Genomic DNA, 22,909 nt, shown 5'->3' with positions numbered 1-22,909 from the left:
GCTCCGGGGCGGTATGCGCCGCGGCGGTATTCGACATCGACATCTGGGCAGCTCCGGTTCTCCTGACGGGGGTGCAGGCAACGCGGGCACGGACCGCGCATCGCCCGGCCCCGCCCACCCGATGATCATAAAGCGCGCCGAATTGGAGTGTTCCGCTCACCGCCGAAGACGGTACCCGAAGTCACATCAAGGAGCTATATCCGGACAGGAACAGTATTTAAGGTCAATATGATGGCGCCGTTTCCGTACCCCTTATCCGGGTTTTGGGACAGCGTCCACTCTGGGTCCCGGTATCGACAACGGCCCGCCGCCGGTTCCGGCCCCGGTCCCCGCGCCGAAGACAGGGAGGTCGCCGGGGATCCGGGAAAGGGGAACGGCCGGCGGAGGACCGCCGGCCGTGCACGGGAGGAGAGCGGGGAAGGGTTCTCGGGGGTCGGGAGCGGGTCCGGGGTCAGACCGCCCGGGCGTTCCAGCGGTCGCCGTCGCGCTCCACCTTCAGGGGCAGGCCGAACGTCTCCGACAGGTTGTCGGCCGTCATCACCTCGTCCAGCGGACCCGCCGCGACCACACCGCCCCCGCGCAGCAGCAGCCCGTGCGTGAACCCGGCCGGGATCTCCTCGACGTGGTGCGACACCACAACCAGGGCCGGGGCCGCCTCGTTGCGGGCCAGCGCGCCCAGGCGGCGCAGCAGGTCCTCGCGGCCGCCCAGGTCCAGGCCCGCCGCGGGCTCGTCCAGCAGCAGCAGCTCGGGGTCCGACATCAGCGCCCGGGCGATCAGCACGCGTTTGCGCTCGCCCTCCGACAGCGTGTGGAACTCGCGGTCGGCCAGGTCGCCGACGCCCCAGTGGCCCAGCAGCGCCCGCGCCCGGCCCAGGTCCGGGACGCCGTACTCCTCCCGGAACCGGCCCAGGTACCCGTAGGCCGCGCTCAGCACCAGGTCGAGGACCGGTGTGCCCTGCTCGACGCGGTTGGCGATCGCCGCCCCCGCGTACCCGATGAGCGGCCGCAGCTCGAACACGTCCACCCGCCCCAGGTGCTCGCCCAGGATCTCCACCTCGCCCGAGGTGGGGTACAGCTGGCTGAAGGCCACGCTCAGCAGGGTGGTCTTGCCCGCGCCGTTGGGGCCCAGGACCACCCAACGCTCACCCTCCAGCACCGACCAGTCCACGCCGTCCAGCAGGAGCGCGTCACCCCGCCGCACGGTGACACCGCTCAGCCCCAGAACCCGACCGTCCATCGTTCTCCCTCACGTCACTCGCGTCCCGCGCCGGTGCAGTGCCGACCCGGCCGGCGCAGCACCGACCTACCCTGGAGCCATGAACTCCACGTCCGCAACACTCGTCGCCTGGGGCAACGCCTGGCTGTCCGGGCACGTCGGCCTGGACGAGGCCGTGGACGCCGTCGAACGCCACAGCGGGCCCCAGCTCATCGGGACCGTACCGCCGGGGGACCTGCCCTTCGAGGAGGGCGTACCGCTGCGGGCCGCACTGGTACGACTTCGTGGCCTGCCGGGTACGAGACCGTCGGCGTTCCGGCTGGCACTGCCCGTACAAGGGGACCCGCTCGGTCTGGTCGGCCCCGGGGAGTTCAACCAGGCCGCGCTGGAGGCGCGGGAGGGGGTACTGCTCCGACTCGCCGACCGCCAGGTGGGGCTGGTCCCCACGACCGACCGGCGGGGTTCATCCTACGTGGGGGTCTCCTGGGCCCCGTATCGGGCCAACGACACGATCCCCCAGGTACCCGGCCTGGCCGAGGCCGAGCAGGCGCTCAAGCTCACCCTCATCGAGGTCGCCCGCGACCTGGAGGGCGTCGACGACCTCACCGGCTTCTCCCCCGATGTCCGTCGGCGGGTGAACGCGCTGGGCTCCGCCGACGGGGGCGGCGGCGGGCTCCCGCCCGCCTACCCGCAGCGCGCCCGCGGTGTCGCCGAGCAGGCTGCGCGCCTGGCGGCGGTCGTGGAGCTGGCCGACGCCCGCTCCGGCCGCGGCATGAGCGCCCACCAGGCGGAGCTGAGGGCGCGGTCCCTGCGCCGGCTGGACTCGGCCGTGCGCCGGGCCCTGGTGGCCGCGCACTCCTCGATCCCCCTCTGAGCCCGCGTCCCGGGGCACGTGCCGTGCCGTGACCGGCGGTCCCGCCCCGTAGGGCGCCCGGCCCCCGCGGCACGCGCCGGGCGCGCGGCCGACGGGTGTGTGGAGGGGAGAGCCGTGGGGCCGTATCCGCCGACGGCGGACGCGGCCCGCCCCGGCGCGGCCGCGCCGGCCGTCCGGGGCCGGCGGGCTCAGGCGAGGGCGGTGACCAGCAGGGCGAAGGCCGCGGTGATGATGGCCACCCGGACGTAGTGGTAGCGGTCCCAGCGCTTCATCTGCCGCTTCCAGTCGGCGGGCCGGTTCTCGGGGGTCCACGTCTTGCCCCTGTTGTTGATCGGGACGAGCAGCAGGACCGACATGAGCACGCTGACGACCAGCAGCGCGGCGGCGGTGACGACGAGGCCGACACCGTCCTGGTGCCACCCGGCGACGGCCCAGACCCCGACGAGCACGAGCGAGCCGATGTACCAGACCGGCATCACGGCCCCGAGCATCCGGCCCCCGTGGCTCCGGCCGAGCTGACCGCTGTCCTCGGGGAGGGCGTCGAGGATCCGGCCGAGGACCAGGGCGACGGCGAGCTCCACCCCCACCATCAGGCCCACGATCACGGTGGTGACGATCTCCAGTGCGACGAGCACGGCTGTGCCTCCAATTTTCTAGCGCCGCTAGCTTTCGATGCGATGCTAGTACTGCTGCCGCTCGATTGTCTAGCGGTGCTAGAATCAAGCCATGTCGGTACAGGAACGCAAGCAGCGCGAACGGGCCGAGCGCGAACGCCTCATCGTCGCGACGGCCCGCGAACTCGCCGAGCAGCAGGGCTGGGACGCCGTCACCACCCGCCGGCTCGCCGAGCGCATCGAGTACAGCCAGCCCGTCCTCTACAGCCACTTCCGCGGCAAACGCGAGATCATCGGCGCCGTCGCCCTCCAGGGCGCCGCCGAGATGGCCGTGGCGCTGCGGGCCGCGACCGCCGCCGCGGACGGCACCCGGCCACGGGTCACCGCCCTCGCCCGCGCCTACCTCGACTTCGCCGTGCGCAACCCGGCGGTCTACGACGCCATGTTCCGGCTCGACGGCGGCTTGGCCTTCGCGCGCGAGGACACCCCCGAGCCCCTGAAGGACGCCTTCGCCGCCCTGCTGGAGACACTCGGCGAGGTCGCCGGGGACGGCGTCCACCCGGGGCTGTTCACCGAGGTGTTCTGGGCCGCCCTGCACGGGCTGGCCACCCTGACCCGGGAGGGGCGGCTGCCGCCGCAGTACGCCGAGCAGAGGCTGGAGCTGCTGGTGGACCGGCTCATCGCGGCCTGACGCGCCGTCCGGGCGGGGCGCCCGCACCGCGCACCGCCCCGCCCGACGGTCACGACCCGGTACCGGCCCTGGCCGGTACGGCCCGGAAGGGGCATCCTTGGTCCTGGGGGCCTGAGGGGGAGTCTCAGGGTAGGGCCAGGGAAGATACCTGATCCGCCCGCGACGGGCCCGAACCCATACTTGGAGTGCGGCCGACACCCGGCCCACGATCGAGGAGGAGACCCGACACCATGCAGCCCGAGCACATCCGAGCTTCCGACGCGGACCGTGACAAGGTTGCCGAACGCCTGCGCGAAGCGCTGGCGGAGGGTCGCCTCACCCCCGTGGAGCACGAGGAACGACTCGACACCCTCTACAAGGCCAAGACCATGGGCGAGCTCGCGCCCATCGTCTCCGACCTGCCCGCCGCCGGGCACAGCCCGTTCCCCACCGCCGTCGACGGCGCGCACGCGGCCGACGGCATGGAGATCCTGGGCCAGGAGGCCCGCGACCTGGCCGGGCAGAGCAAGGGCTCGGAGAACATGGTCGCCGTGTTCGGCGGCTGCGAGCGCAAGGGCCGCTGGCTGGTCGAGCCCCGCACCAACGTGTCCGTCCTGTGCGGCGGCGTCGACCTCGACCTGCGCGAGGCCGTCCTGAGCCGCCGCGAGGTCACCATCCAGGTCGCCGTCATCCTCGGCGGGGTCGACATCACCGTCCCCCACGGGGTCAGGGTGATCAACAACACGTCCGGAATCCTCGGCGGCACCGAGCTGCACGGAACGGACCAGGTGACCGACCCGAACGCCCCCGTCATCCGGCTCACCGGCACCTGCATGCTGGGCGGAGTCTCCGTCAAGGCGAAGAAACCGCGCAAGTCGAAGAAGCAGAAGTGACACCAGGGCCCGGGAAGACCCCGGCCCGGGTGTCCACATAGTGAACTAGCTGGGAAAAGAAGCGACCTGCGCGACGACGCCGGCGGGCGGCCGAGTACCGTGGATAGCGCCATGAATGATGAAACCACGTTGTCGGTGACGGTGACCGGTCGCGACCGTCCGGGGATCAGCGCGCGCCTGCTGAGCACCCTTTCCGTCTTCCCCGTGACCATCGTCGACCTCGAGCAGGTCGTCCTGGCCGGGCGCCTCGTCCTGGGCGCCGTCCTGGAGGTGGACGAGCGCGTCGCCCCCGGGGTGAGCCGCCACCGCGTCTTCGAAGAGGTCCGCAACGCGCTCGACAAGACCGCGATCGACCTCGACATGGAGGCCGACTACGCCTCCGGGGACGCGCACAACCGGGTCAACGAGTCCTCCTCCGCCGCACGGCTGCACGTCACCGTGCTCGCCGACCCGCTGCGCCCCGGCGCCCTGGGCGCCATCACCTCCTGTGTGGCCCGGGCCGGCGCCAACATCGACCGGATCGAGCGCCTGTCCAGCTACCCGGTCACCTCCGTGGAGATGGAGATCTCCGGTGCCGCGGGCGACCCCGCCCGCCTGGCGCAGCTGCGCGCCGAACTCGCCATGGAGGCCTCCACCCAGGGCGTGGACGTCGCCGTCCAGCCCAGCGGCCTGCACCGCCGCGCCAAACACCTCATCGTCATGGACGTCGACTCCACCCTGATCCAGGGCGAGGTCATCGAACTGCTGGCCGCCCACGCGGGCTGCGAGGAGGAGGTCGCCCGCGTCACCGAGCAGGCGATGCGCGGCGAACTGGACTTCGAGGAGTCCCTGCGCCGCCGGGTCGCCCTGCTGAAGGGCCTGGACGCCGGCGCCATCGCGGAGGTCTGCGAGGAGATCCAGCTGACCCCCGGCGCCCGCACCCTCATCCGCACGCTCAAGCGGCTGGGGTACGAGTGCGGCATCGTCAGCGGCGGCTTCACCCAGATCACGGACGTGCTCGTGGAGCGGCTCGGCCTGGACTACTCCGCCGCCAACACGCTGGAGATCGTCGACGGCAAACTGACCGGGGGCCTGGTGGGCCCGGTCGTGGACCGCAAGGGCAAGGCCGTCACGCTGGAGCGGTTCGCCCGCGAGGCCGGGGTGCCGCTGGAGCAGACCGTCGCCGTGGGCGACGGGGCCAACGACCTGGACATGCTCCAGACGGCCGGGCTGGGTGTGGCGTTCAACGCCAAGCCGGTGGTCCGCCAGCAGGCGGACACGTCGGTGAACGTGCCCTACCTGGACACGATCGCGTTCATCCTGGGGATCACCCGGGAGGAGATCGAGGCGGCCGACCTGCACGCACATGCGGAACCGGCGTCCATCGGGCACACGTCCCTGGGGTGACGGGGGGTGGGGCGGTTCCGCTCGTGGGTTCCCTCGGGCCCTTTGAACGCTGTGATGGGTGACGGGTAGGGCTGTCGGGGGACGGGTCATCCGGCTTCCTGCTGTCCTCGGCCACCGCCGGTGGGCGTCGTGGGTCTTCGCCGCGGGGCGTTCCCACCCGACCGGAAACCTCAGCCCCGGCCGGAAAGCGTCGCTGGGCCTCCGCCGCGGGGGGGTTTCCACCCGCGTGGAGCCCTCAGCCCCCACCAGAGAGCGTCGCCGGGCCTTCATCGCAGGGGGTGAGGGCCGCAGATGGCCTTCCGCCTGTCGTTCGGGGGTTTTGCCTTGTCTTTCAACGTTGTGGTGGGTGACGGGTGGGTCTGTTGGGGGCCGAGCCACCACCGGAAGGCACATCATCTCCTTCGACCCCAGGGGGCCGGGGTCGGCGTGCCCTCCGTCCCGGATACATGGGGGTGGGGCCGCGCGTACCCTGCGGGCCCCGGGCCCAGGGGGTTTCCCACCTGGCTGGGGCCCTCAGCCCCAGGGGGAAGGCGAACCGCCACCTCCGCCGCAGGGGGTGAGGGCCGCGGGTAGCTTCCCGCTCCAGCCCCAGGGGGCTTCCCGCCTGACCAGGGCCTCAGCCACAGCCGGAAGGCGAACCGCCTCCTGCGCCGCAGGGGGTTTCCCACCTAACCGGGGCCCTTGGCCACAGCCGGAGGGCATCGCTGGGCCCCCGCCGCAGGGGGTGAGGGTCGCAGGCGGCTTCCCGCCCCGACCCCAGGGGGTTGGCGCACCCGACCGGGGCCTCAGCCACAGCCGGAGGGTGGACCGTTTCCTGCGCTCTAGGGGGTTTCCCACCCGACCGGGACCTTCACCACCGCCGGAAGGCGAACCGCCTTCTGCGCCACAGGGGGTTTCTCACCCGACCGGGATCTCCGCCATAGCCGTGTCAGGCCAGTGGGGTGCCCGGCCATAGGGGGTCTTCGCCGAGGTAGTTGTAGGTTTCCAAAAGGCCGGCCGCTTGGGAACGGCGGTCCGCGCCGGGTGGGCCCGGCCCCGGCCGCAGTCGGTGTCCGGCAGACCACCAGGCGGGTGCGTTGGGCGCGCGTGGCGGGTGGTGGGGGTGTGACTGCCGGAGCCGGGTGCACCCGGAGCGCGCACACCCGCACCGCCTGGAAAGGTTGGGGGCGCCGGCGGCGGTGAAGGGGCTCCACGCTGTCGCCTACTCCCGCGCGTGACCGCGGTACGGACGGGAGCGGGGGTGAAACCCGCACGCGCCCGCAGCCCCGAGCCACAGGGGGTGTGGGGAGGAGGAATCGCGACCCCCGCCCCAGGGAGTGTCGCCGCAGGTACCCGCGACCCTGGCCCCAGACCGGGAACAGGTCCGCGACCTCTACCCCAGGGGGTGTGGGAAGGAGAGACCGCGACCCCAGTCCCAGGGGGTGAAAGCGGTACATTCTCGCGGCCCCGGCCACAGCCCGGCACAGGACCGCGCACCTCCGCCCCCCGGGGGGTAAAGGCCGCGAGCACCCGCAGCCTCAGCCAGAGGGGGGGTTGGGGAGGAAGAGCCGGAACCCCCGCCCCGAGGGGTGTTGCCGCGCGTGCCTGCGATCTTGGCCCCAGCCCGGGCACCGGACCGCAGCCCTCAGCCGTGGGGGTTGGGGAGGAAGAACCGCGTCCCCGGCTCCAGGGGGGGTCGCCGCAAAAACCCGCGGCCTCAGCCCCAGGTCGGCAATAGAACCGCGGCCTTGACCCCACCCGGTGAACGCCGCAAACGCCTTAAATGCCTTCCCATGCCGTGGATCGGGGCCGGCGATCGGGAGCGGGTCTCACCCCCATGGCGGAGGCCGCCGGTCGCTCCTTCCCACACCCCCTGCGGCGGGGGCCGCGGTTCTTCCTCCCTAACCCCCCTGGCGCCGGGGTCGCACGTATGCGCGGCAACACCCCCTACGGCCAGGGCCGCGGTCCTGTGCCCGGTCTGGGGCCGGGGTCGCGGAAACGTGCGGCTTTCACCCCCAGCACTGACCGGTACCGCGGTCACGCGCGGGAGTAGGCGACAGCGTGGAGCCCCTTCACCGCCGCCGGCGCCCCCAACCTTTCCAGGCGGTGCGGGTGTGCGCGCTCCGGGTGCACCCGGCTCCGGCAGTCACACCCCCACCACCCGCCACGCGCGCCCAACGCACCCGCCTGGTGGTCTGCCGGACACCGACTGCGGCCGGGGCCGGGCCCACCCGGCGCGGACCGCCCACCCCAAGCGGCCGGCCTCTTGGAAACCTACAACTACCTCGGCGAACACCCCCTATGGCCGGGCACCCCACTGGCCTGACACGGCTATGGCGGAGATCCCGGTCGGGTGAGAAACCCCCTGTGGCGCAGAAGGCGGTTCACCTTCCGGCTGTGGCCAAGGCCTCCAGGACAGGCAGAAACCCCTCGGTGTCCGGGACAGAGGAAACACCCGCCCCGACCTCTTGCAGCCGAAGGAGACGATGCTCCCTCCGGCAACCCCCGAGACCCCGGACAGACCCACCCCCACCCCACACAGCATTGAAAAGGGAACAAACGGAAAGACCACCGCGGCCGCCCCCTGCGACCAAGGCCCCCAGAACACAAAAAAAAAGGGGGCCGCCCCAAGGACGACCCCCCACACACAAAACCCGCACCCCGAAAACAGGGAAAGCCCCCACCCGAAGGCAGGGGCTCTCAACCCGAAGAAAACCGTGGCGGCAACCTACTCTCCCACCCCACCACAGGGCAGTACCATCAGCGCAAGGAGACTTAACGACCGGGTTCGGAAAGTAACCGGGTGTGACCCTCCCACCATAACCACCACGGAAACCCACACCGCAACCCCACCCCAACCAGGACAGGGAAACGGAAGCTTCCACAGTTATGTGAACATGTATGCGCGAGCACCCAATTATCTGCAGCGGACAAGCCCTCGGCCTATTAGTACCGGTCAGCTCCACCCCTCACAGGGCTTCCACACCCGGCCTATCAACCCCATCGTCTCTAGGGAGCCTTACCCTCTCAAAGGAGGCAGGAGACCTCATCTCGAAGCAAGCTTCCCGCTTAGATGCTTTCAGCGGTTATCCCTCCCGAACGTAGCCAACCAGCCATGCCCTTGGCAGGACAACTGGCACACCAGAGGTTCGTCCGTCCCGGTCCTCTCGTACTAGGGACAGCCCTTCTCAAGTCTCCAACGCGCACAGCGGATAGGGACCGAACTGTCTCACGACGTTCTAAACCCAGCTCGCGTGCCGCTTTAATGGGCGAACAGCCCAACCCTTGGGACCAACTCCAGCCCCAGGATGCGACGAGCCGACATCGAGGTGCCAAACCATCCCGTCGATATGGACTCTTGGGGAAGATCAGCCTGTTATCCCCGGGGTACCTTTTAGCCGTTGAGCGACACCGCTTCCACACGCCGGTGCCGGATCACTAGTCCCAGCTTTCGCTCCTGCTCGACACGTCCGTCTCACAGTCAAGCTCCCTTGTGCACTTACACTCAACACCTGATTACCAACCAGGCTGAGGGAACCTTTGGGCGCCTCCGTTACTCTTTGGGAGGCAACCGCCCCAGTTAAACTACCCACCAGACACTGTCCCCGAACCGGATCACGGCCCAAGGTTAGATGCCCGAAACAGTCAGAGTGGTATTTCACCAACGCCTCCACCACCACTAGCGTGGCAGTTTCACCGGCTCCCACCTATCCTACACAAACCATCCCAAACACCAATGTCAAGCTATAGTGAAGGTCCCGGGGTCTTTCCGTCCTGCTGCGCGAAACGAGCATCTTTACTCGTAGTGCAATTTCACCGGGCCCATGGTTGAGACAGTGGGGAAGTCGTTACGCCATTCGTGCAGGTCGGAACTTACCCGACAAGGAATTTCGCTACCTTAGGATGGTTATAGTTACCACCGCCGTTTACTGGCGCTTGGATTCCCAGCTTCACAGGGCGAACCCCGTTAACCGGTCCTCTTAACGTTCCAGCACCGGGCAGGCGTCAGTCCGTATACAGCGTCTTACGACTTCGCACGGACCTGTGTTTTTAATAAACAGTCGCTTCCCCCCGCTATCTGCGACCCCACCCAGCTCCAGCCGCAAGGGCTCTCACCAGACAGGGCTCCCCTTCTCCCAAAGTTACGGGGACAATTTGCCGAGTTCCTTAACCATGGTTCACCCGAACGCCTCGGTATTCTCTACCTGACCACCTGCGTCGGTTTAGGGTACTGGCCGCTCACGAACTCGCTAGAGGCTTTTCTCGACAGCATGGGATCACTCACTTCGCCAAAAACGGCTCCGCATCACGTCTCAACCTTCATGGGGGCGGATTTGCCAACCCCCGGCCTACACGCTTACCCCCGGACAACCACCGCCGGGTAGAGCTACCCTCCTGCGTCACCCCATCACTTACCTACTACAAGCTCGGATCCCAGACCAGCACAGCAACCCGTCCCGAAGGACAGAAAGCCGGCCAGCGTGGTTAGCATCACCTGATTCGATACTGGGCGCTCGTGCACGGGTACGGGAATATCAACCCGTTATCCATCGACTACGCCTGTCGGCCTCGCCTTAGGTCCAGACTCACCCTGGGCGGATTAACCTGCCCCAGGAACCCTTAGTCAATCGGCGGCAACGTTTCTCACGTTGCTTTCGCTACTCATGCCTGCATTCTCACTCGCACGCCCTCCACCACACGATCACTCGGCGGCTTCACCGAACGCACGACGCTCCCCTACCAACCCGAGAACAAGTCTCAGGCTTCACAGCTTCGGCGGTGTGCTTAAGCCCCGCTACATTATCGGCGCAGAACCACTTGACCAGTGAGCTATTACGCACTCTTTAAAGGATGGCTGCTTCTAAGCCAACCTCCTGGTTGTCTCAGCAACTCCACAACCTTTCCCACTTAGCACACGCTTAGGGGCCTTAGCTGATGATCTGGGCTGTTTCCCTCTCGACTACGAAGCTTATCCCCCGCAGTCTCACTGCCACGCTTCACTTCACCGGCATTCGGAGTTTGTCTGACGTCAGTAACCTTGTCGGGCCCATCAGCCAAACAGTAGCTCTACCTCCGGCAAGAAACACGCAACGCTGCACCTAAATGCATTTCGGGGAGAACCAGCTATCACGGAGTTTGATTGGCCTTTCACCCCTACCCACACCTCATCCCCCAGGTTTTCAACCCTGGTGGGTTCGGGCCTCCACGAGGTCTTACCCCCGCTTCACCCTGGACATGGGTAGATCACTCCGCTTCGGGTCCACAGCATGCGACTCAAACGCCCTATTCAGACTCGGTTTCCCTACGGCTACCCCACCCGGGTTAACCTCGCCACACACCATGACTCGCAGGCTCATTCTTCAAAAGGCACGCCATCACAACCCCGAAAGGATGCTCTGACGGCTTGACAGCACACGGTTTCAGGTACTATTTCACGACCCCTCACCGGGGCACTTTTCACCTTTCCCTCACGGTACTAGTGCACTATCGGTCACCAGGACGTATTTTGGCTTAGCAGGTGGTCCTGCCAGATTCACACGGAATTCCTCGGGCTCCGCGCTACTCGGGGACAGCGTCAACGCCTAGACTCTTCCTTCACCTACGGGACTCTCACCCACTCCGGTACCGCTTCCCAACGGATTCAGCTAGAAGAACCATCAACGCTCCGGGCCGGCAGACCCGAACAGACACGCCCCACAACCCCGCACACGCAACGACTGCCGTCTATCACACGCGCACGGTTTAGCCTCTTCCCCGTTCGCTCACCACTACTAGGAGAATCACTGTTGTTTACTCTTCCTACGGGTACTGAGATGTTTCACTTCCCCGCGTCACCACCAACCGCCCTATACATTCAGGCGGCGGCAACCCGACACAACTCGGGCTGGGTTCCCCCATTCGGACACCCACGGATCACAGCTCGGTTGACAGCTCCCCGTGGCCTATCGCGGCCTCCCACGTCCTTCATCGGCGCCTGGTGCCAAGGCATCCACCGTATGCCACTATCACTTGGCCACTACAGATAACAAGATGCTCGCGCACACTATTCACAAATCAAAACACCAACCGCATACCCCAACACCACTCGGCCCTACCCACCCCCCGACCAGGACCCGAAAGGCCACCGACCAGGAGAAAAAGGGCGGACTCTGAGAGTTCTCAGAGGCGGTCCGCGGGAACCAACCGACCCGCCGGCCCGAAACCGGACCAAGGCGAGGGTTGCTTCCTCAGACACCCAACAGCGCGCCCCCCGAGGCTTCTAGGACCCCCAGGAGGAAGTTCGATATGAGTTCTACAGCCATCCCGACCTCTCACCGGCCACCAGGGCCAGGAGCATCGGGTCCACTTTCGAGTCCGGCCAACCATCGGAAAAGTGTTGGCCTTGAAAGACTCCTTAGAAAGGAGGTGATCCAGCCGCACCTTCCGGTACGGCTACCTTGTTACGACTTCGTCCCAATCGCCAGCCCCACCTTCACTCACTCCCTCCCCGAAGGGTTAGGCCACAAGTTTCGGGTGTTGCCGACTTTCATGACGTGACGGGCGGTGTGTACAAGGCCCGGGAACGTATTCACCGCGGCGTTGCTGATCCGCGATTACTAGCGACTCCACCTTCATGGGGTCGAGTTGCAGACCCCAATCCGAACTGAGACCGGCTTTTAGGGATTCGCTCCACCTCACGGTATCGCACGCCCATTGTACCGGCCATTGTAGCATGTTTGCAGCCCAAGACATAAGGGGCATGATGACTTGACGTCGTCCCCACCTTCCTCCGAGTTGACCCCGGCAGTCTCCCATGAGTCCCCACCACTACGTGCTGGCAACATGGAACAAGGGTTGCGCTCGTTGCGGGACTTAACCCAACATCTCACGACACGAGCTGACGACAGCCATGCACCACCTGTCACCCGCCAACCAAATGACCCTGTATCTCTACAGGTCCACGGGTGATGTCAAACCTTGGTAAGGTTCTTCGCGTTGCGTCGAATTAAGCAACATGCTCCGCCGCTTGTGCGGGCCCCCGTCAATTCCTTTGAGTTTTAGCCTTGCGGCCGTACTCCCCAGGCGGGGCGCTTAATGCGTTAGCTACGGCGCGGAAACCGTGGAAAGTCCCCACACCTAGCGCCCAACGTTTACGGCATGGACTACCAGGGTATCTAATCCTGTTCGCTCCCCATGCTTTCGCTCCTCAGCGTCAGGTAAGGCCCAGAGACCCGCCTTCGCCACCGGTGTTCCTCCTGATATCTGCGCATTTCACCGCTACACCAGGAATTCCAGTCTCCCCTACCTACCTCTAGCATGCCCGTATCCACTGCAGAACCGGGGTTAAGCCCCGGTCTTTCACAGCAGACGCGACACGCCGCCTACGAGCTCTTTACGCCCAATAATTCCGGACAACGCTCGGACCCTACGTATTACCGCGGCTGCTGGCACGTAGTTAGCCGGTCCTTATTCCCCACCTACCGTCAACCCCACGAAAACGTGGGGCCTGCGTGAGTGGTAAAAGAGGTTTACAACCCGAAGGCCGTCATCCCCCACGCGGCGTCGCTGCGTCAGGCTTTCGCCCATTGCGCAATATTCCCCACTGCTGCCTCCCGCAGGAGTCTGGGCCGTGTCTCAGTCCCAGTGTGGCCGGTCGCCCTCTCAGGCCGGCTACCCGTAATCGCCTTGGTAGGCCGTTACCCCACCAACAAGCTGATAGGCCGCGAGCCCATCCCCGACCGAAAAACTTTCCACCCCCCACCATGCGGAGGAGGGTCGTATCCGGTATTAGACGGCGTTTCCACCGCTTATCCCGGAGTCAGGGGCAGGTTGCTCACGTGTTACTCACCCGTTCGCCGCTCGTGTACCCCGAAGGGCCTTACCGCTCGACTTGCATGTGTTAAGCACGCCGCCAGCGTTCGTCCTGAGCCAGGATCAAACTCTCCATAAAGGTCTTGCACCGAACCCCGCAAGGGGGCCGGAAACCTAGAAGAAATCCTGACCGAACCATGTCTGGCTCAATCAAAGGAACCTCGCACACTCGAATCTCACCGATTCTCGTGTGACGGGGCCAAAACAAACTTGGCTGTAAAAATCGAACACGCGCTGTTGAGTTCTCAAGAAGCAACCGCCCTTCCCGTACAAGCCCGAGACCGTTGGCCTCTGTGCTCTTCCGTGGAAGGCGTCTGCGTTTCCGCTTTGTTGTGTCTTCACTTTATCAGTGTTCCCGTTCCCCGCCAAATCGGCGTTTTCCGGGTCCTTCTGAATCAAATGAAGGTCTCGCTCCCGCTGTTTCCTTTGGGAGCACTCTCCGAGTTTACATGTCCGCAGCACTGCTTCGGACCGCTGAATTTCGGAGAGAAGAAGATCGACCGGCCCGCCCGCTTTCGCGTTCGGCTCGCTCGGTCGTGCCCCTTCGGGTCTTGGACCCGTCGGAGGCGACTCGGAGAACACTACCCCTCGGCCGCGGGCGAAGCAAACGTTCGTCGGCGTGTCCTGGGTCACATTCATCGAACCCCTGGCCTCCACCCGCCCGGAGGCCTTCGCCGGTGGTGCGGCGGGACGGAGGGGGTTCAGCCGAGGATGCGTCCGGACCCCGTGCCCGGGGCCGTGTAAAGCCACTCGACCTCCATGTCCACCGCGGAGACGGTGGCCGGCGAGTACGACACCAGGGCCTCGTTGCCCACGAACGTCGCCGCCAGCTGGGCGATGGTCGGGTTGTGGCCCACCACCAGGAGGGTGCGCACCGCGGGGTCGACATAGGTGATCAGCTCGACCAGGGAGTCGACGCCGGCGGTGTAGGCCGACTCCGAGTAGTCGACCTCCGGCGCGGCGCCGAGGGTCTCCAGGACGCCTTCGAGGGTCTGGCGGGTCCGCTTGGCGGCGGAGCAGATGACGTGGTCCGGGGTGTGCCCCGCCTCGGCGAGGAGGCGGCCCACCCGGCGGGCCTGGTCGTGGCCGCGGTCGGTGAGGGCGCGGTCGTAGTCGATGACCCCGTAGCCCGCCTCCGCCTTGGCGTGGCGGAGCAGGAGCAGTGTCCGGTCGGTCATGACGCGATCACCGTCGCGACGATGGAGAGCAGGACCATGAACCCCACCATCACCCCCACGATGACGAACAGACCCTTCATTCCCGACATGAGCCCCCCTGAGTACGTTCTTCGCTCCAGAGTAGGAGGGGCCGCCGGGTGCTCCCGGCGGCCCCTCGTCATGCGTGTCTAGTTGGTGCGGGCCTCTTCCCTGCCGCCGGTCCCGGCGGCCTCGTCGGTGATGCCGCCGCCCCCGACGGCCGGGGAGCCGGCGGAGGGGGTCTCATCGTCGTCGCCGCTCTCGGGCGCGCCGTGGCCGAGCTCGGCCGGCTCGGTCTCGGTGCCCGAGCCGCGCTTCTTGGACCACAGGACCGCGCCGACGAGGATGGCGACCGCCACGACGGTGACGCCGACCCGCAGGACGGTGTTGTCCTGGAAGATGACGACGCTGGGCGCGACGATCAGCGCGACCAGGTTCATCACCTTCAGGAGCGGGTTGATGGCCGGGCCCGCAGTGTCCTTGAACGGGTCGCCGACGGTGTCTCCGATGACCGTGGCGGCGTGGGCCTCCGAGCCCTTGCCGCCGTGGTGGCCGTCCTCGACGAGCTTCTTCGCGTTGTCCCAGGCGCCGCCGGAGTTGGCGAGGAACACCGCCATGAGGACGCCCGCGGCGATGGCGCCGCCGAGGAACGCGCCCAGCGGGGCGTAGCCGAAGGCGAAGCCGACCGCGATCGGGGCCAGCACGGCGAGCAGGCCGGGGGTGATGAGCTCGCGCAGGGAGTCGCGGGTGCAGATGTCGACGACGCGCGCGTACTCGGGCTTCTCGGTGCCGTCCATGATCCCCGGGCGGGTGCGGAACTGCTCGCGCACCTCCAGGACGACGCGGCCGGCGGCGCGGCCGACCGCCATGACGGCGAGGCCGGAGAAGAAGAACACCACGCTGGCGCCGATGATGACGCCGACGAGGACGTCCGGGCTGTCCAGGGACAGCGAGAAGACCTCGTCACCGCCGAGCTGCTCCTGGACGGAGGTGCGGAACGCTCCGAACAGGGCGGTGGCGGCCAGGACCGCGGTGGCGATCGCGATGCCCTTGGTGATGGCCTTCGTGGTGTTGCCGACGGCGTCCAGGCTCGTGAGGATCTCGGCGCCCTTGCCCTCGACGTCGCCGGACATCTCCGCGATGCCCTGAGCGTTGTCGGAGACGGGGCCGAAGGTGTCCATCGCGACGATGATGCCGACGGTGGTGAGCAGGCCGGTCCCGGCGAGGGCGACGGCGAACAGGCTGAGGGTGATGGACCCGCCGCCCAGGAGGAACGCCGCGTACACCGCGCCCGCGATGAGCAGGGCGGAGTAGACCGCCGACTCCAGGCCGACGGAGATGCCGGACAGGATGACGGTGGCGGCGCCCGTCTCGGAGCTCTCGCCGATCTCGCGGACCGGCCGCCGGTCGGTCTCGGTGAAGTAGCCGGTGAGGAGCTGGATGGCGGCCGCGAGGACGAGGCCGATGAGGACCGCGGTGATCGCGATGACGCGCGGGTCGGCGTCGGCGTAGCCCGCTTCGGCGATCTCGTCGAGGACGCTCTGGCTCACGCCGGACAGCTCCTGGAAGCTGCCGGGCAGGTACCAGAAGGAGGCGGCGACGACGAGCAGGGCGGAGATCCCGGCGGAGATGAAGAAACCGCGGTTGATCGCGGACATCGCCGTCTTGTCGCGCGCGGAGGGCGCGACGATGAAGATGCCGATGATGGCGGTGAGGACACCGATCATCGGGACCAGCAGGGGGAAGACGAGGCCCTCGACGCCGAACGCGACGCGGCCCAGGATGAGGGAGGCGACGAGGACGACGGCGTAGGACTCGAACAGGTCGGCGGCCATGCCCGCGCAGTCGCCCACGTTGTCGCCGACGTTGTCGGCGATGGTGGCGGCGTTGCGGGGGTCGTCCTCGGGGATGCCCTGTTCGACCTTGCCCACGAGGTCGGCGCCGACGTCGGCGGCCTTGGTGAAGATGCCGCCGCCGACGCGCATGAACATGGCCAGGAGCGCGGCGCCGAAGCCGAAGCCCTCCAGGACGATCGGGGCGTCGCCCCGGTACAGCAGGACGACGACGGCCGCGCCGAGCAGGCCCAGGCCGACGGTGATCATGCCGGCGACGCCGCCGGTGCGGAAGGCGATCCGCATGGCGGTGCGGCTGTCGGCGGCGGTGCCGCCGCGGGCGGCCGCCGCGACGCGGACGTTGCCCCTGACCGCGAGCCACATGCCGATGAAGCCGGTGGCGGCGGAGAGGAGGGCGCCGAGGGCGAAGAAGACGGACCGGCCGATGGAGATGGCCCACGAGTCGGCGGGGAGCAGGAGCAGCAGCAGGGGGATGACGACGACGAAGACCGCGAGGGTGCGGAACTGCCGTCGGAGGTACGCACCCGCTCCTTCCTGGACCGCGACGGCGATGTTGCGCATTCGCTCGGTGCCCTGTCCGGCGGCGAGGACTTCACGTACCAGCATCCCCGCGACGGCGAGCGCGAGGAGCGCGACCGCCATGACGATGATGACGAGTGTGAAGTCGATGCCTTGCAGTTCTAGGGCCGTGCCGCTTGGCGCGGCGAGGTTGAGCCCAGACAATCCGTCCTCCTTGCGACGGGCACGACCTTTTCTCCCCCGCGCACGCGAAGCGCGGGGAATCCCGCGCGGAACCGTGCCCGTACCGCCGTCCGGAAGGAGCCTTGAACTGGCCCGACGGCACGTGGTCCGGGGTCGAAGCGGTGCCACCTTCGGTTTGGTGCCCACTGCCCGCGCCACGTGCTCACGGGCGGTGATCCGGAAATCCTACGCAGCCCGAAGAAAAAAGAAGAGAGCGGATTAGGGGTTTTTTCGAGAACGATCAAAGATGTGATCCATCGGTGATCTCGAAAAACGGATAAATGGATTTATCGGCGATATTCTTCTTGCATAATGACTTAATGCGGTGTTAACGTTAAAGTTCCCATAAGGGAATGAAACGGGAAGCCGCCCCAGGGGCCTCAGCGCAAACGCATCCGGGACGGGTCCACCCCGTCGCCCGGGCGGGCGCGGCCCGCTTCGAGGTCGTCGGCGAGGGAGCGGGCGAAGGCCGCCACCGCCGCGGTGTCCACACCGTGCGGCGCGTCCGGGCCGTACGGCTCCACCCGGTCGGCGCCGCGGCGCAGCAGGCGGGCGGCGCCCGTGAGGTTGCCGCGCTGGGCGTGGGTGACGCCCACGGCCGTCTGCGCCAGTCCGCGCCACAGTTCGCGTTCGGACTCGGGGGAGGACTTCCAGACGGCCTCGAGGACTTCGTGGGCGGTGAAAGCGTACCCCCGGTCGAGGAGGTCCTGGGCCGTTTCCAGCCCTTCCTCCGCCGAGAATTCGGCGTCGTCGGGCACCCGCTCCACCTCGCCCGCGCTGCCGTGCGGCATCGGCCGGCCGTAGCGGTCGCGGGGTCGCTGGTTCTGCGCGCGCCCGTCCGGGGCGCGGTCGCGGTCCGCGTTCACCGTGTCCACCTTCTTCCTCAGTCGTCGCCGGGGAGGGAGTCGAGCCACCGGGTGAGCTCGTCCGAGACGGCGTCCGGGCGCTCCTCGTGGGGGAAGTGCCCGGCGCCGGGGATCCCCCTCCAACGGTAGGCCCCCGCCACCGAGCGCTCCGAGGCGCGGGCCGTCTCCGGCGGGCAGACGGGGTCGAGGGAGCCGTGGACCTGGAGCACCGGGACGCGCACCGGCGTCCGCATCCGCGCGTGGTAGCGCAGGCCGTCCGGGCGCAGCCGGGAGCGGGCGATCCAGCGGTGGTACTCCAGGGAGCAGTGGGACACCTTGGGGATGGAGAACGCGATCCGGTACATCTTCTCGGCCTCGGCGTCGGGCCAGCCCGGGGCGGACCACTCCCGCAGCAGGTCGCCGACCCGGGCGCAACCGTCGGCGAGGAGCCGGTGCTCGGGCAGGATCGGCAGCTGGGCGCGGAGCATGTGGCGGGCGCCCGGACCCGCGGAGAGCATCAGACGGGCCGCCCGGCCCGGGTGCGGGGACGCGACCGCCGCCAGGGCGCGCACGGTGCCCGGGTGGTAGGCGGTCATGGTCCAGCCGACCATGCCGCCGACGCCGTGGCCGACCACGACCGCCCGGCGCGCGCCCAGGGCCCGGACCAGGCCGGCGGCGTCCTGGGCGAGGGTCACCAGGTCGTACCCGCGGGGTGTCTTGTCGCTGCCGCCGTACCCCCGCAGGTCGACGGCGACCGCCCGGTAGCCCGCCTCCGCGACGGCGGTGAGCTGGTGCCGCCACGCCCACCAGAACTGGGGGAAGCCGTGCAGGAACAGCACCAGCGGCCCCTCCCCCAGCTCGGCGGCGTGGAAGCGGGCGCCCGCGGCCCCGACGTTCCGGTGGGCCCAGGGGCCCTCGACGTAGGCGGCCGAATCGTCCAGCACGGTGGGTCGTCTAGTTTCCGGTGGTGGCCGTGGCCCCGGCCCTGCCGGCGGCGGCGACCTCCGAGCCCGGCGGGGTGATCTCGCGGCGCAGGATGGCGCCCAGGCGGGAGGTGGTCAGGCGGGTCCGCTCCAGGCCGCGCATCCGGCGGAAGCTGACCAGGCCGAAGAGGGCGAACACGATCGCGACGAGCAGGTAGAAGCCGGTCACGATGGCGAAGGAGGCCCACCCCGGCAGGCCCGCCACCTCGTACAGGACGAAGGCGATGGTCACCGAGAGGAGGATGACGAAGATGTGCATGAGGACGGCGAACACCGCGAACCCCGCGATGCCCTTGCCGGCCTTCGCCGCCTCGAGCTTGGCCTCGGCCTTGGCGAGCTCCAGCTCGAGGCGCACCAGACGGGAGAAGTTCCCGGTGACGTCCGAGACGAGTTCACCGACGGAGCGGTCGGTGTCTCCGACGGCACCCGGCCCGCCGGTTCCCGGCTTGTCCACCATCGCGGGGTTTCCCTTCTGTCGGTCAGAACACGCGGACGATCCTCCGCATCCTCGCACATGGGCCGCCACCGGTGTCCCTCACGGCACGCACAACACGGGGCTCCGCCTTCGTCACGCGGGTGAGCGTCCGTGCCCGGACGCGGAAACGACGGGGGCGCCCCGGGCCCGCGGCCCGGGGCGCCCCGCACGCGGGTGCGCGTGTCAGTCGCCCTGCTTGACGGAGGGCAGCTGCTTGGCGATGACCTCCATGATCGAGGAGTCGGTGAGCGTGGAGGTGTCACCGACCTCGCGGTTCTCCGCGATGTCGCGCAGCAGGCGGCGCATGATCTTGCCCGAGCGGGTCTTGGGCAGCTCGGGCACGGCCAGCAGGCGGGCGGGCTTGGCGATCGGCCCGAGGGAGGCGCCGACGTGGTCGCGCAGGGCCTTGACCGTCTCCTCGGAGACCTCCTCGGCGCCGCTGCGCAGGATCACGAAGCCGACGATGGCCTGGCCGGTGACCTTGTCCGTGGCGCCGACGACGGCGGCCTCCGCCACGCTCGGGTGCGAGACCAGGGCGGACTCGACCTCGGTGGTGGAGATGTTGTGGCCGGAGACGAGCATGACGTCGTCGACGCGGCCGAGCAGCCACAGGTCGCCGTCCTCGTCCTTCTTGGCCCCGTCGCCCGGGAAGTACAGGCCCTCGAAGCGCGACCAGTAGGTGTCCTTGTAGCGCTCCGGGTCGCCCCAGATGCCGCGGAGCATGGACGGCCAGGGCTCGCGGATCACGATGAAGCCGCCCTCGCCGTCGGGGACCGAGTTGCCGTTCTCGTCCACGACGTCGGCGACGATGCCCGGCAGGGCGCGCATGGCCGCGCCCGGCTTGCCCGAGGTGACGCCCGGCAGCGGGCTCACCATGATGGCGCCGGTCTCGGTCTGCCACCAGGTGTCCACGACCGGGGTCCGGTCGCCGCCGATGTGCTTGCGGTACCAGACGTAGGCCTCGGGGTTGATGGGCTCGCCCACCGAGCCGATGACGCGCAGGCTCGACAGGTCGAACCCGGCGGGGATGTCGTCGCCCCACTTCATGAAGGTGCGGATCGCCGTCGGGGCCATGTAGGCGATGGTGACCTTGTACTTCTCGATGATCTCCCAGAACCGGCCGCGGTGCGGGGTGTCCGGGGTGCCCTCGTAGAGGACGGTCGTCGCGGCGTTGGAGAGCGGGCCGTAGACGATGTAGGAGTGGCCGGTGACCCAGCCGATGTCGGCGGCGCACCAGTAGACGTCGGTCTCGGGCTTGAGGTCGAAGACCGCCCAGTGGGTGTAGGACGCCTGGGTGAGGTAGCCGCCGGTGGTGTGCAGGATGCCCTTGGGCTTGGCCGTGGTGCCGCTGGTGTACATGATGTACAGCGGGTTCTCGGCGTCGTGGGCCTCGGGGGTGTGCTCGGTGCTCTGGGAGTCGACGAGGTCGTGCCACCACACGTCGCGGTCGGTCCACTCGACGTCCTGGCCGGTGCGGCGGACGACGAGGACCTTCTCGACGGCCGGGCGGTCGGCCACCGCGGCGTCCACGGCGGGCTTGAGCGCGCTGGGCTTGCCGCGCCGGTAGCCGCCGTCGGCGGTGATGACGAGCTTGGCCTGGCTGTCGTCCAGGCGCTGGCCCAGGGCGTCGACGGAGAAGCCGCCGAAGACCACCATGTGGACGGCGCCGATGCGGGCGCAGGCCAGCATGGCGACGATCGTCTCGGGGATCATCGGCATGTAGATGGCGACCCGGTCGCCCCGCGTGACGCCCAGCTCGGTGAGGGCGTTGGCGGCCTGGGAGACCATGTCCTTCAGCTCGGCGTAGGTGATGGTGCGGGTGTCGCCCGGCTCGCCCTCCCAGTAGTAGGCGACGCGCTCGCCCAGGCCGTTGGCCACGTGGCGGTCCACGCAGTTGACGGAGGCGTTGAGCCTGCCGTTGACGAACCACTTGGCGAAGGGCGGCTGCCAGTCCAGGACGGTGTCCCAGGGCCGGTCCCACTGGAGCCTGCGGGCCTGCTCCTCCCAGAAACCGAGCCGGTCCCCGGCCGCCTCGTCGTAGGCGTCGGCCTTGACGTTGGCGTTCGCGGCCAGATCGGCCGGCGGGGGGAAGCTGCGTGTTTCATGGAGAAGGTTGGACAGTGTCTCCTGGCTCGGGGGAGTGCTGTCGGCCACTGTGATTCTCCTTACGTAGGCTGGTTCACACCAAATTAATCATGTGGTCTGGACCTGTGGAACAGGCAGGGTCGGTTCCAGCGCCGGGGGCGACCCGGCGCGCGACGAACGGCCGGTGAGCGGTCGCCGCCGGGCGACGAACGGTCGACGGCGCGGGAGCGGGGGGACGGGCGACCGGCGGAGGGCACGCGGTGGCCGGTGTTACCGGCGCGTATGTTGGTTCCCGTGAGCGAAACGACTTCTGCCGCCCAGACCGACCCGCTGGCCAGGATCGCCGCACTGCCCGGTGTGGCCGAGGCCGTGGAGGAGACCCGGACCCTGGTGGACCGGCTGCTGGGTCACCGGATCCTGCGCCGGCGGAGCAGCGACGTGTCCATGGAGTCCTCGCTGCGCGGGGCGTGCGCGTCCGCCGCGCTGGAGGGCGCCGAGGTCTCGATGGACGAGATCCGCGCCGGGCACGTGTACGACACCCGGATCAAGGGCGCCCTGCGGGTGGGCGGCGAGCTGGGGACCCTGGTGGAGACCTGGCCCAAGGCGCCGCGGCAGGTGCTGGCCCGGCTGCACACGCTCGCCGCCGCGGACGCGGTGTCCGCCGACGCCCTGGGGCGGCCGCGCATGGCCGGCGAGCGGGTCGAGGACCCGCTGGAGCTGGGCGAGGCGCTCGCCCCCGAGGCCGCGCTCGCCCGGCTGGAGGGCCTGTACGCGCTGCTGGGCGCGCGCACCTCGGTGCCCGCGCTGGTGACGTCGGCCCTGGTGCACGGCGAGCTGATGGCGATCCGCCCGTTCGGGTGGGGCGACGGGATCGTGGCGCGGGCCGCGGAGCGGCTGACGCTGATCGAGCGGGGGCTGGACCCCAAGTCGCTGGTGCCGTCCGAGCTGGGCCACCGGACGCTGTCGGAGGAGTACGCGCCCGCGCTGCGCGGGTACATGTCCGGGACCGCCGAGGGCGTGGCCGAGTGGGTCGTGTACTGCTGCCGGGCGGTGCGGGCCGGGGCGCAGGACTCGCTGGCGACCTGCGAGGCGCTCAAGCGCGGCTGAGGTCCGGGCGTGTCGCGGTCCGGGCCGGGCCCGGGCCGGGTTGCGGCGGGGCGGGACGGGACGGCCCGGCGAGCGGCGGCTCGGGGCCGCGCGGAGCGGTCCGTGAACGGAAACCCCGCTTGTTACTCGTCCATTTACCAA

The 22,909-nt window shown here is 68.6% G+C and carries 13 protein-coding genes and 3 rRNA genes; 5 read left to right on the top strand and 11 right to left on the bottom strand.

The features are described from left to right. Nucleotides 1–451: 451 nt before the first annotated feature. Complete coding sequence (locus KGD84_RS00560) at nt 452–1,237, bottom strand: ABC transporter ATP-binding protein (protein ID WP_220564152.1); 786 nt, start codon at nt 1,235–1,237, stop codon at nt 452–454. Between the two features lie 79 nt (nt 1,238–1,316). Here KGD84_RS00560 and KGD84_RS00555 point away from each other — a divergent pair, with 79 nt between their 5' ends. Continuing rightward, on the top strand, nt 1,317–2,090 hold the full coding sequence (locus KGD84_RS00555; protein ID WP_220564151.1) for a hypothetical protein: 774 nt from the start codon (nt 1,317–1,319) through the stop codon (nt 2,088–2,090). Between the two features lie 188 nt (nt 2,091–2,278). Here KGD84_RS00555 and KGD84_RS00550 read toward each other — a convergent pair whose 3' ends face one another. Then, nucleotides 2,279–2,725, bottom strand: a complete 447-nt coding sequence (locus KGD84_RS00550; protein WP_220564150.1) for an anthrone oxygenase family protein — start codon at nt 2,723–2,725, stop codon at nt 2,279–2,281. 91 nt (nt 2,726–2,816) lie between these two features. Here KGD84_RS00550 and KGD84_RS00545 point away from each other — a divergent pair, with 91 nt between their 5' ends. The 3 genes from KGD84_RS00545 to serB all read left to right on the top strand — a co-directional run bounded on the left by KGD84_RS00545 (nt 2,817) and on the right by serB (nt 5,653). Beyond that, nucleotides 2,817–3,395 (top strand): TetR/AcrR family transcriptional regulator, encoded by a 579-nt coding sequence (locus tag KGD84_RS00545; protein WP_220564149.1) that lies wholly within the window; start codon nt 2,817–2,819, stop codon nt 3,393–3,395. A 230-nt stretch (nt 3,396–3,625) separates the two neighbouring features. Next, nucleotides 3,626–4,267: a DUF1707 SHOCT-like domain-containing protein gene (locus KGD84_RS00540; protein WP_220564148.1), complete on the top strand. Its 642-nt coding sequence runs from the start codon at nt 3,626–3,628 to the stop codon at nt 4,265–4,267. A gap of 111 nt (nt 4,268–4,378) precedes the next feature. Beyond that, entirely contained in the window at nt 4,379–5,653 is a 1,275-nt protein-coding gene (gene serB, locus KGD84_RS00535; protein ID WP_220564147.1) for a phosphoserine phosphatase SerB, read from the top strand. 2,694 nt (nt 5,654–8,347) lie between these two features. On the opposite strand, the gene rrf is transcribed toward serB, so the two are convergent. The 9 genes from rrf to acs all read right to left on the bottom strand — a co-directional run bounded on the left by rrf (nt 8,348) and on the right by acs (nt 21,730). Beyond that, nucleotides 8,348–8,463: ribosomal RNA gene (gene rrf, locus KGD84_RS00530) — 5S ribosomal RNA — on the bottom strand. 94 nt (nt 8,464–8,557) lie between these two features. Further along, nucleotides 8,558–11,648 (bottom strand): 23S ribosomal RNA (locus KGD84_RS00525). Nucleotides 11,649–12,030: 382 nt separating this feature from the next. Beyond that, nucleotides 12,031–13,562, bottom strand: a 16S ribosomal RNA gene (locus KGD84_RS00520). The 16S, 23S and 5S rRNA genes sit together here, the layout of an rRNA operon. Before the next feature lie 622 nt (nt 13,563–14,184). Beyond that, on the bottom strand, nt 14,185–14,661 hold the full coding sequence (locus tag KGD84_RS00515; protein ID WP_220564146.1) for a SixA phosphatase family protein: 477 nt from the start codon (nt 14,659–14,661) through the stop codon (nt 14,185–14,187). Nucleotides 14,662–14,828: 167 nt separating this feature from the next. After that, the gene (locus KGD84_RS00510; RefSeq protein WP_220564145.1) at nt 14,829–17,255 is read right to left on the bottom strand and encodes a sodium-translocating pyrophosphatase; all 2,427 of its coding nucleotides are present in this window, start codon (nt 17,253–17,255) and stop codon (nt 14,829–14,831) included. A 398-nt stretch (nt 17,256–17,653) separates the two neighbouring features. Next, entirely contained in the window at nt 17,654–18,148 is a 495-nt protein-coding gene (locus tag KGD84_RS00505; protein ID WP_220564144.1) for a DUF309 domain-containing protein, read from the bottom strand. A gap of 8 nt (nt 18,149–18,156) precedes the next feature. Further along, nucleotides 18,157–19,062 (bottom strand): alpha/beta fold hydrolase, encoded by a 906-nt coding sequence (locus tag KGD84_RS00500; protein ID WP_220564143.1) that lies wholly within the window; start codon nt 19,060–19,062, stop codon nt 18,157–18,159. Nucleotides 19,063–19,072: 10 nt separating this feature from the next. Beyond that, complete coding sequence (locus KGD84_RS00495) at nt 19,073–19,558, bottom strand: phage holin family protein (protein WP_220564142.1); 486 nt, start codon at nt 19,556–19,558, stop codon at nt 19,073–19,075. A gap of 201 nt (nt 19,559–19,759) precedes the next feature. Further along, a complete protein-coding gene (gene acs, locus KGD84_RS00490) occupies nt 19,760–21,730 on the bottom strand; it encodes an acetate--CoA ligase (protein ID WP_220564141.1) in 1,971 nt (656 codons plus the stop codon). A 213-nt stretch (nt 21,731–21,943) separates the two neighbouring features. Between acs and KGD84_RS00485 the strand changes: the two genes are divergently transcribed. After that, the gene (locus KGD84_RS00485) at nt 21,944–22,768 is read left to right on the top strand and encodes a Fic family protein (protein WP_220564140.1); all 825 of its coding nucleotides are present in this window, start codon (nt 21,944–21,946) and stop codon (nt 22,766–22,768) included. The last annotated feature ends 141 nt before the right edge of the window (nt 22,769–22,909 follow it).

The organism is Nocardiopsis changdeensis, from assembly GCF_018316655.1.
GTDB lineage: Bacteria > Actinomycetota > Actinomycetes > Streptosporangiales > Streptosporangiaceae > Nocardiopsis > Nocardiopsis changdeensis.
Note: the sequence above shows the minus strand (reverse complement) of the source record. Positions and strands in the feature narration are given on the sequence as shown.

What these genes read in the sequence shown, in the direction of transcription:
- KGD84_RS00560 (WP_220564152.1), bottom strand. Translation starts at nt 1,237, where the DNA reads ATGGACGGTCGGGTTCTGGGGCTGAGCGGTGTCACCGTGCGGCGGGGT.
- KGD84_RS00555 (WP_220564151.1), top strand. Translation starts at nt 1,317, where the DNA reads ATGAACTCCACGTCCGCAACACTCGTCGCCTGGGGCAACGCCTGGCTG.
- KGD84_RS00545 (WP_220564149.1), top strand. Translation starts at nt 2,817, where the DNA reads ATGTCGGTACAGGAACGCAAGCAGCGCGAACGGGCCGAGCGCGAACGC.
- KGD84_RS00540 (WP_220564148.1), top strand. Translation starts at nt 3,626, where the DNA reads ATGCAGCCCGAGCACATCCGAGCTTCCGACGCGGACCGTGACAAGGTT.
- serB (WP_220564147.1), top strand. Translation starts at nt 4,379, where the DNA reads ATGAATGATGAAACCACGTTGTCGGTGACGGTGACCGGTCGCGACCGT.
- KGD84_RS00515 (WP_220564146.1), bottom strand. Translation starts at nt 14,661, where the DNA reads ATGACCGACCGGACACTGCTCCTGCTCCGCCACGCCAAGGCGGAGGCG.
- KGD84_RS00495 (WP_220564142.1), bottom strand. Translation starts at nt 19,558, where the DNA reads ATGGTGGACAAGCCGGGAACCGGCGGGCCGGGTGCCGTCGGAGACACC.
- KGD84_RS00485 (WP_220564140.1), top strand. Translation starts at nt 21,944, where the DNA reads ATGTTGGTTCCCGTGAGCGAAACGACTTCTGCCGCCCAGACCGACCCG.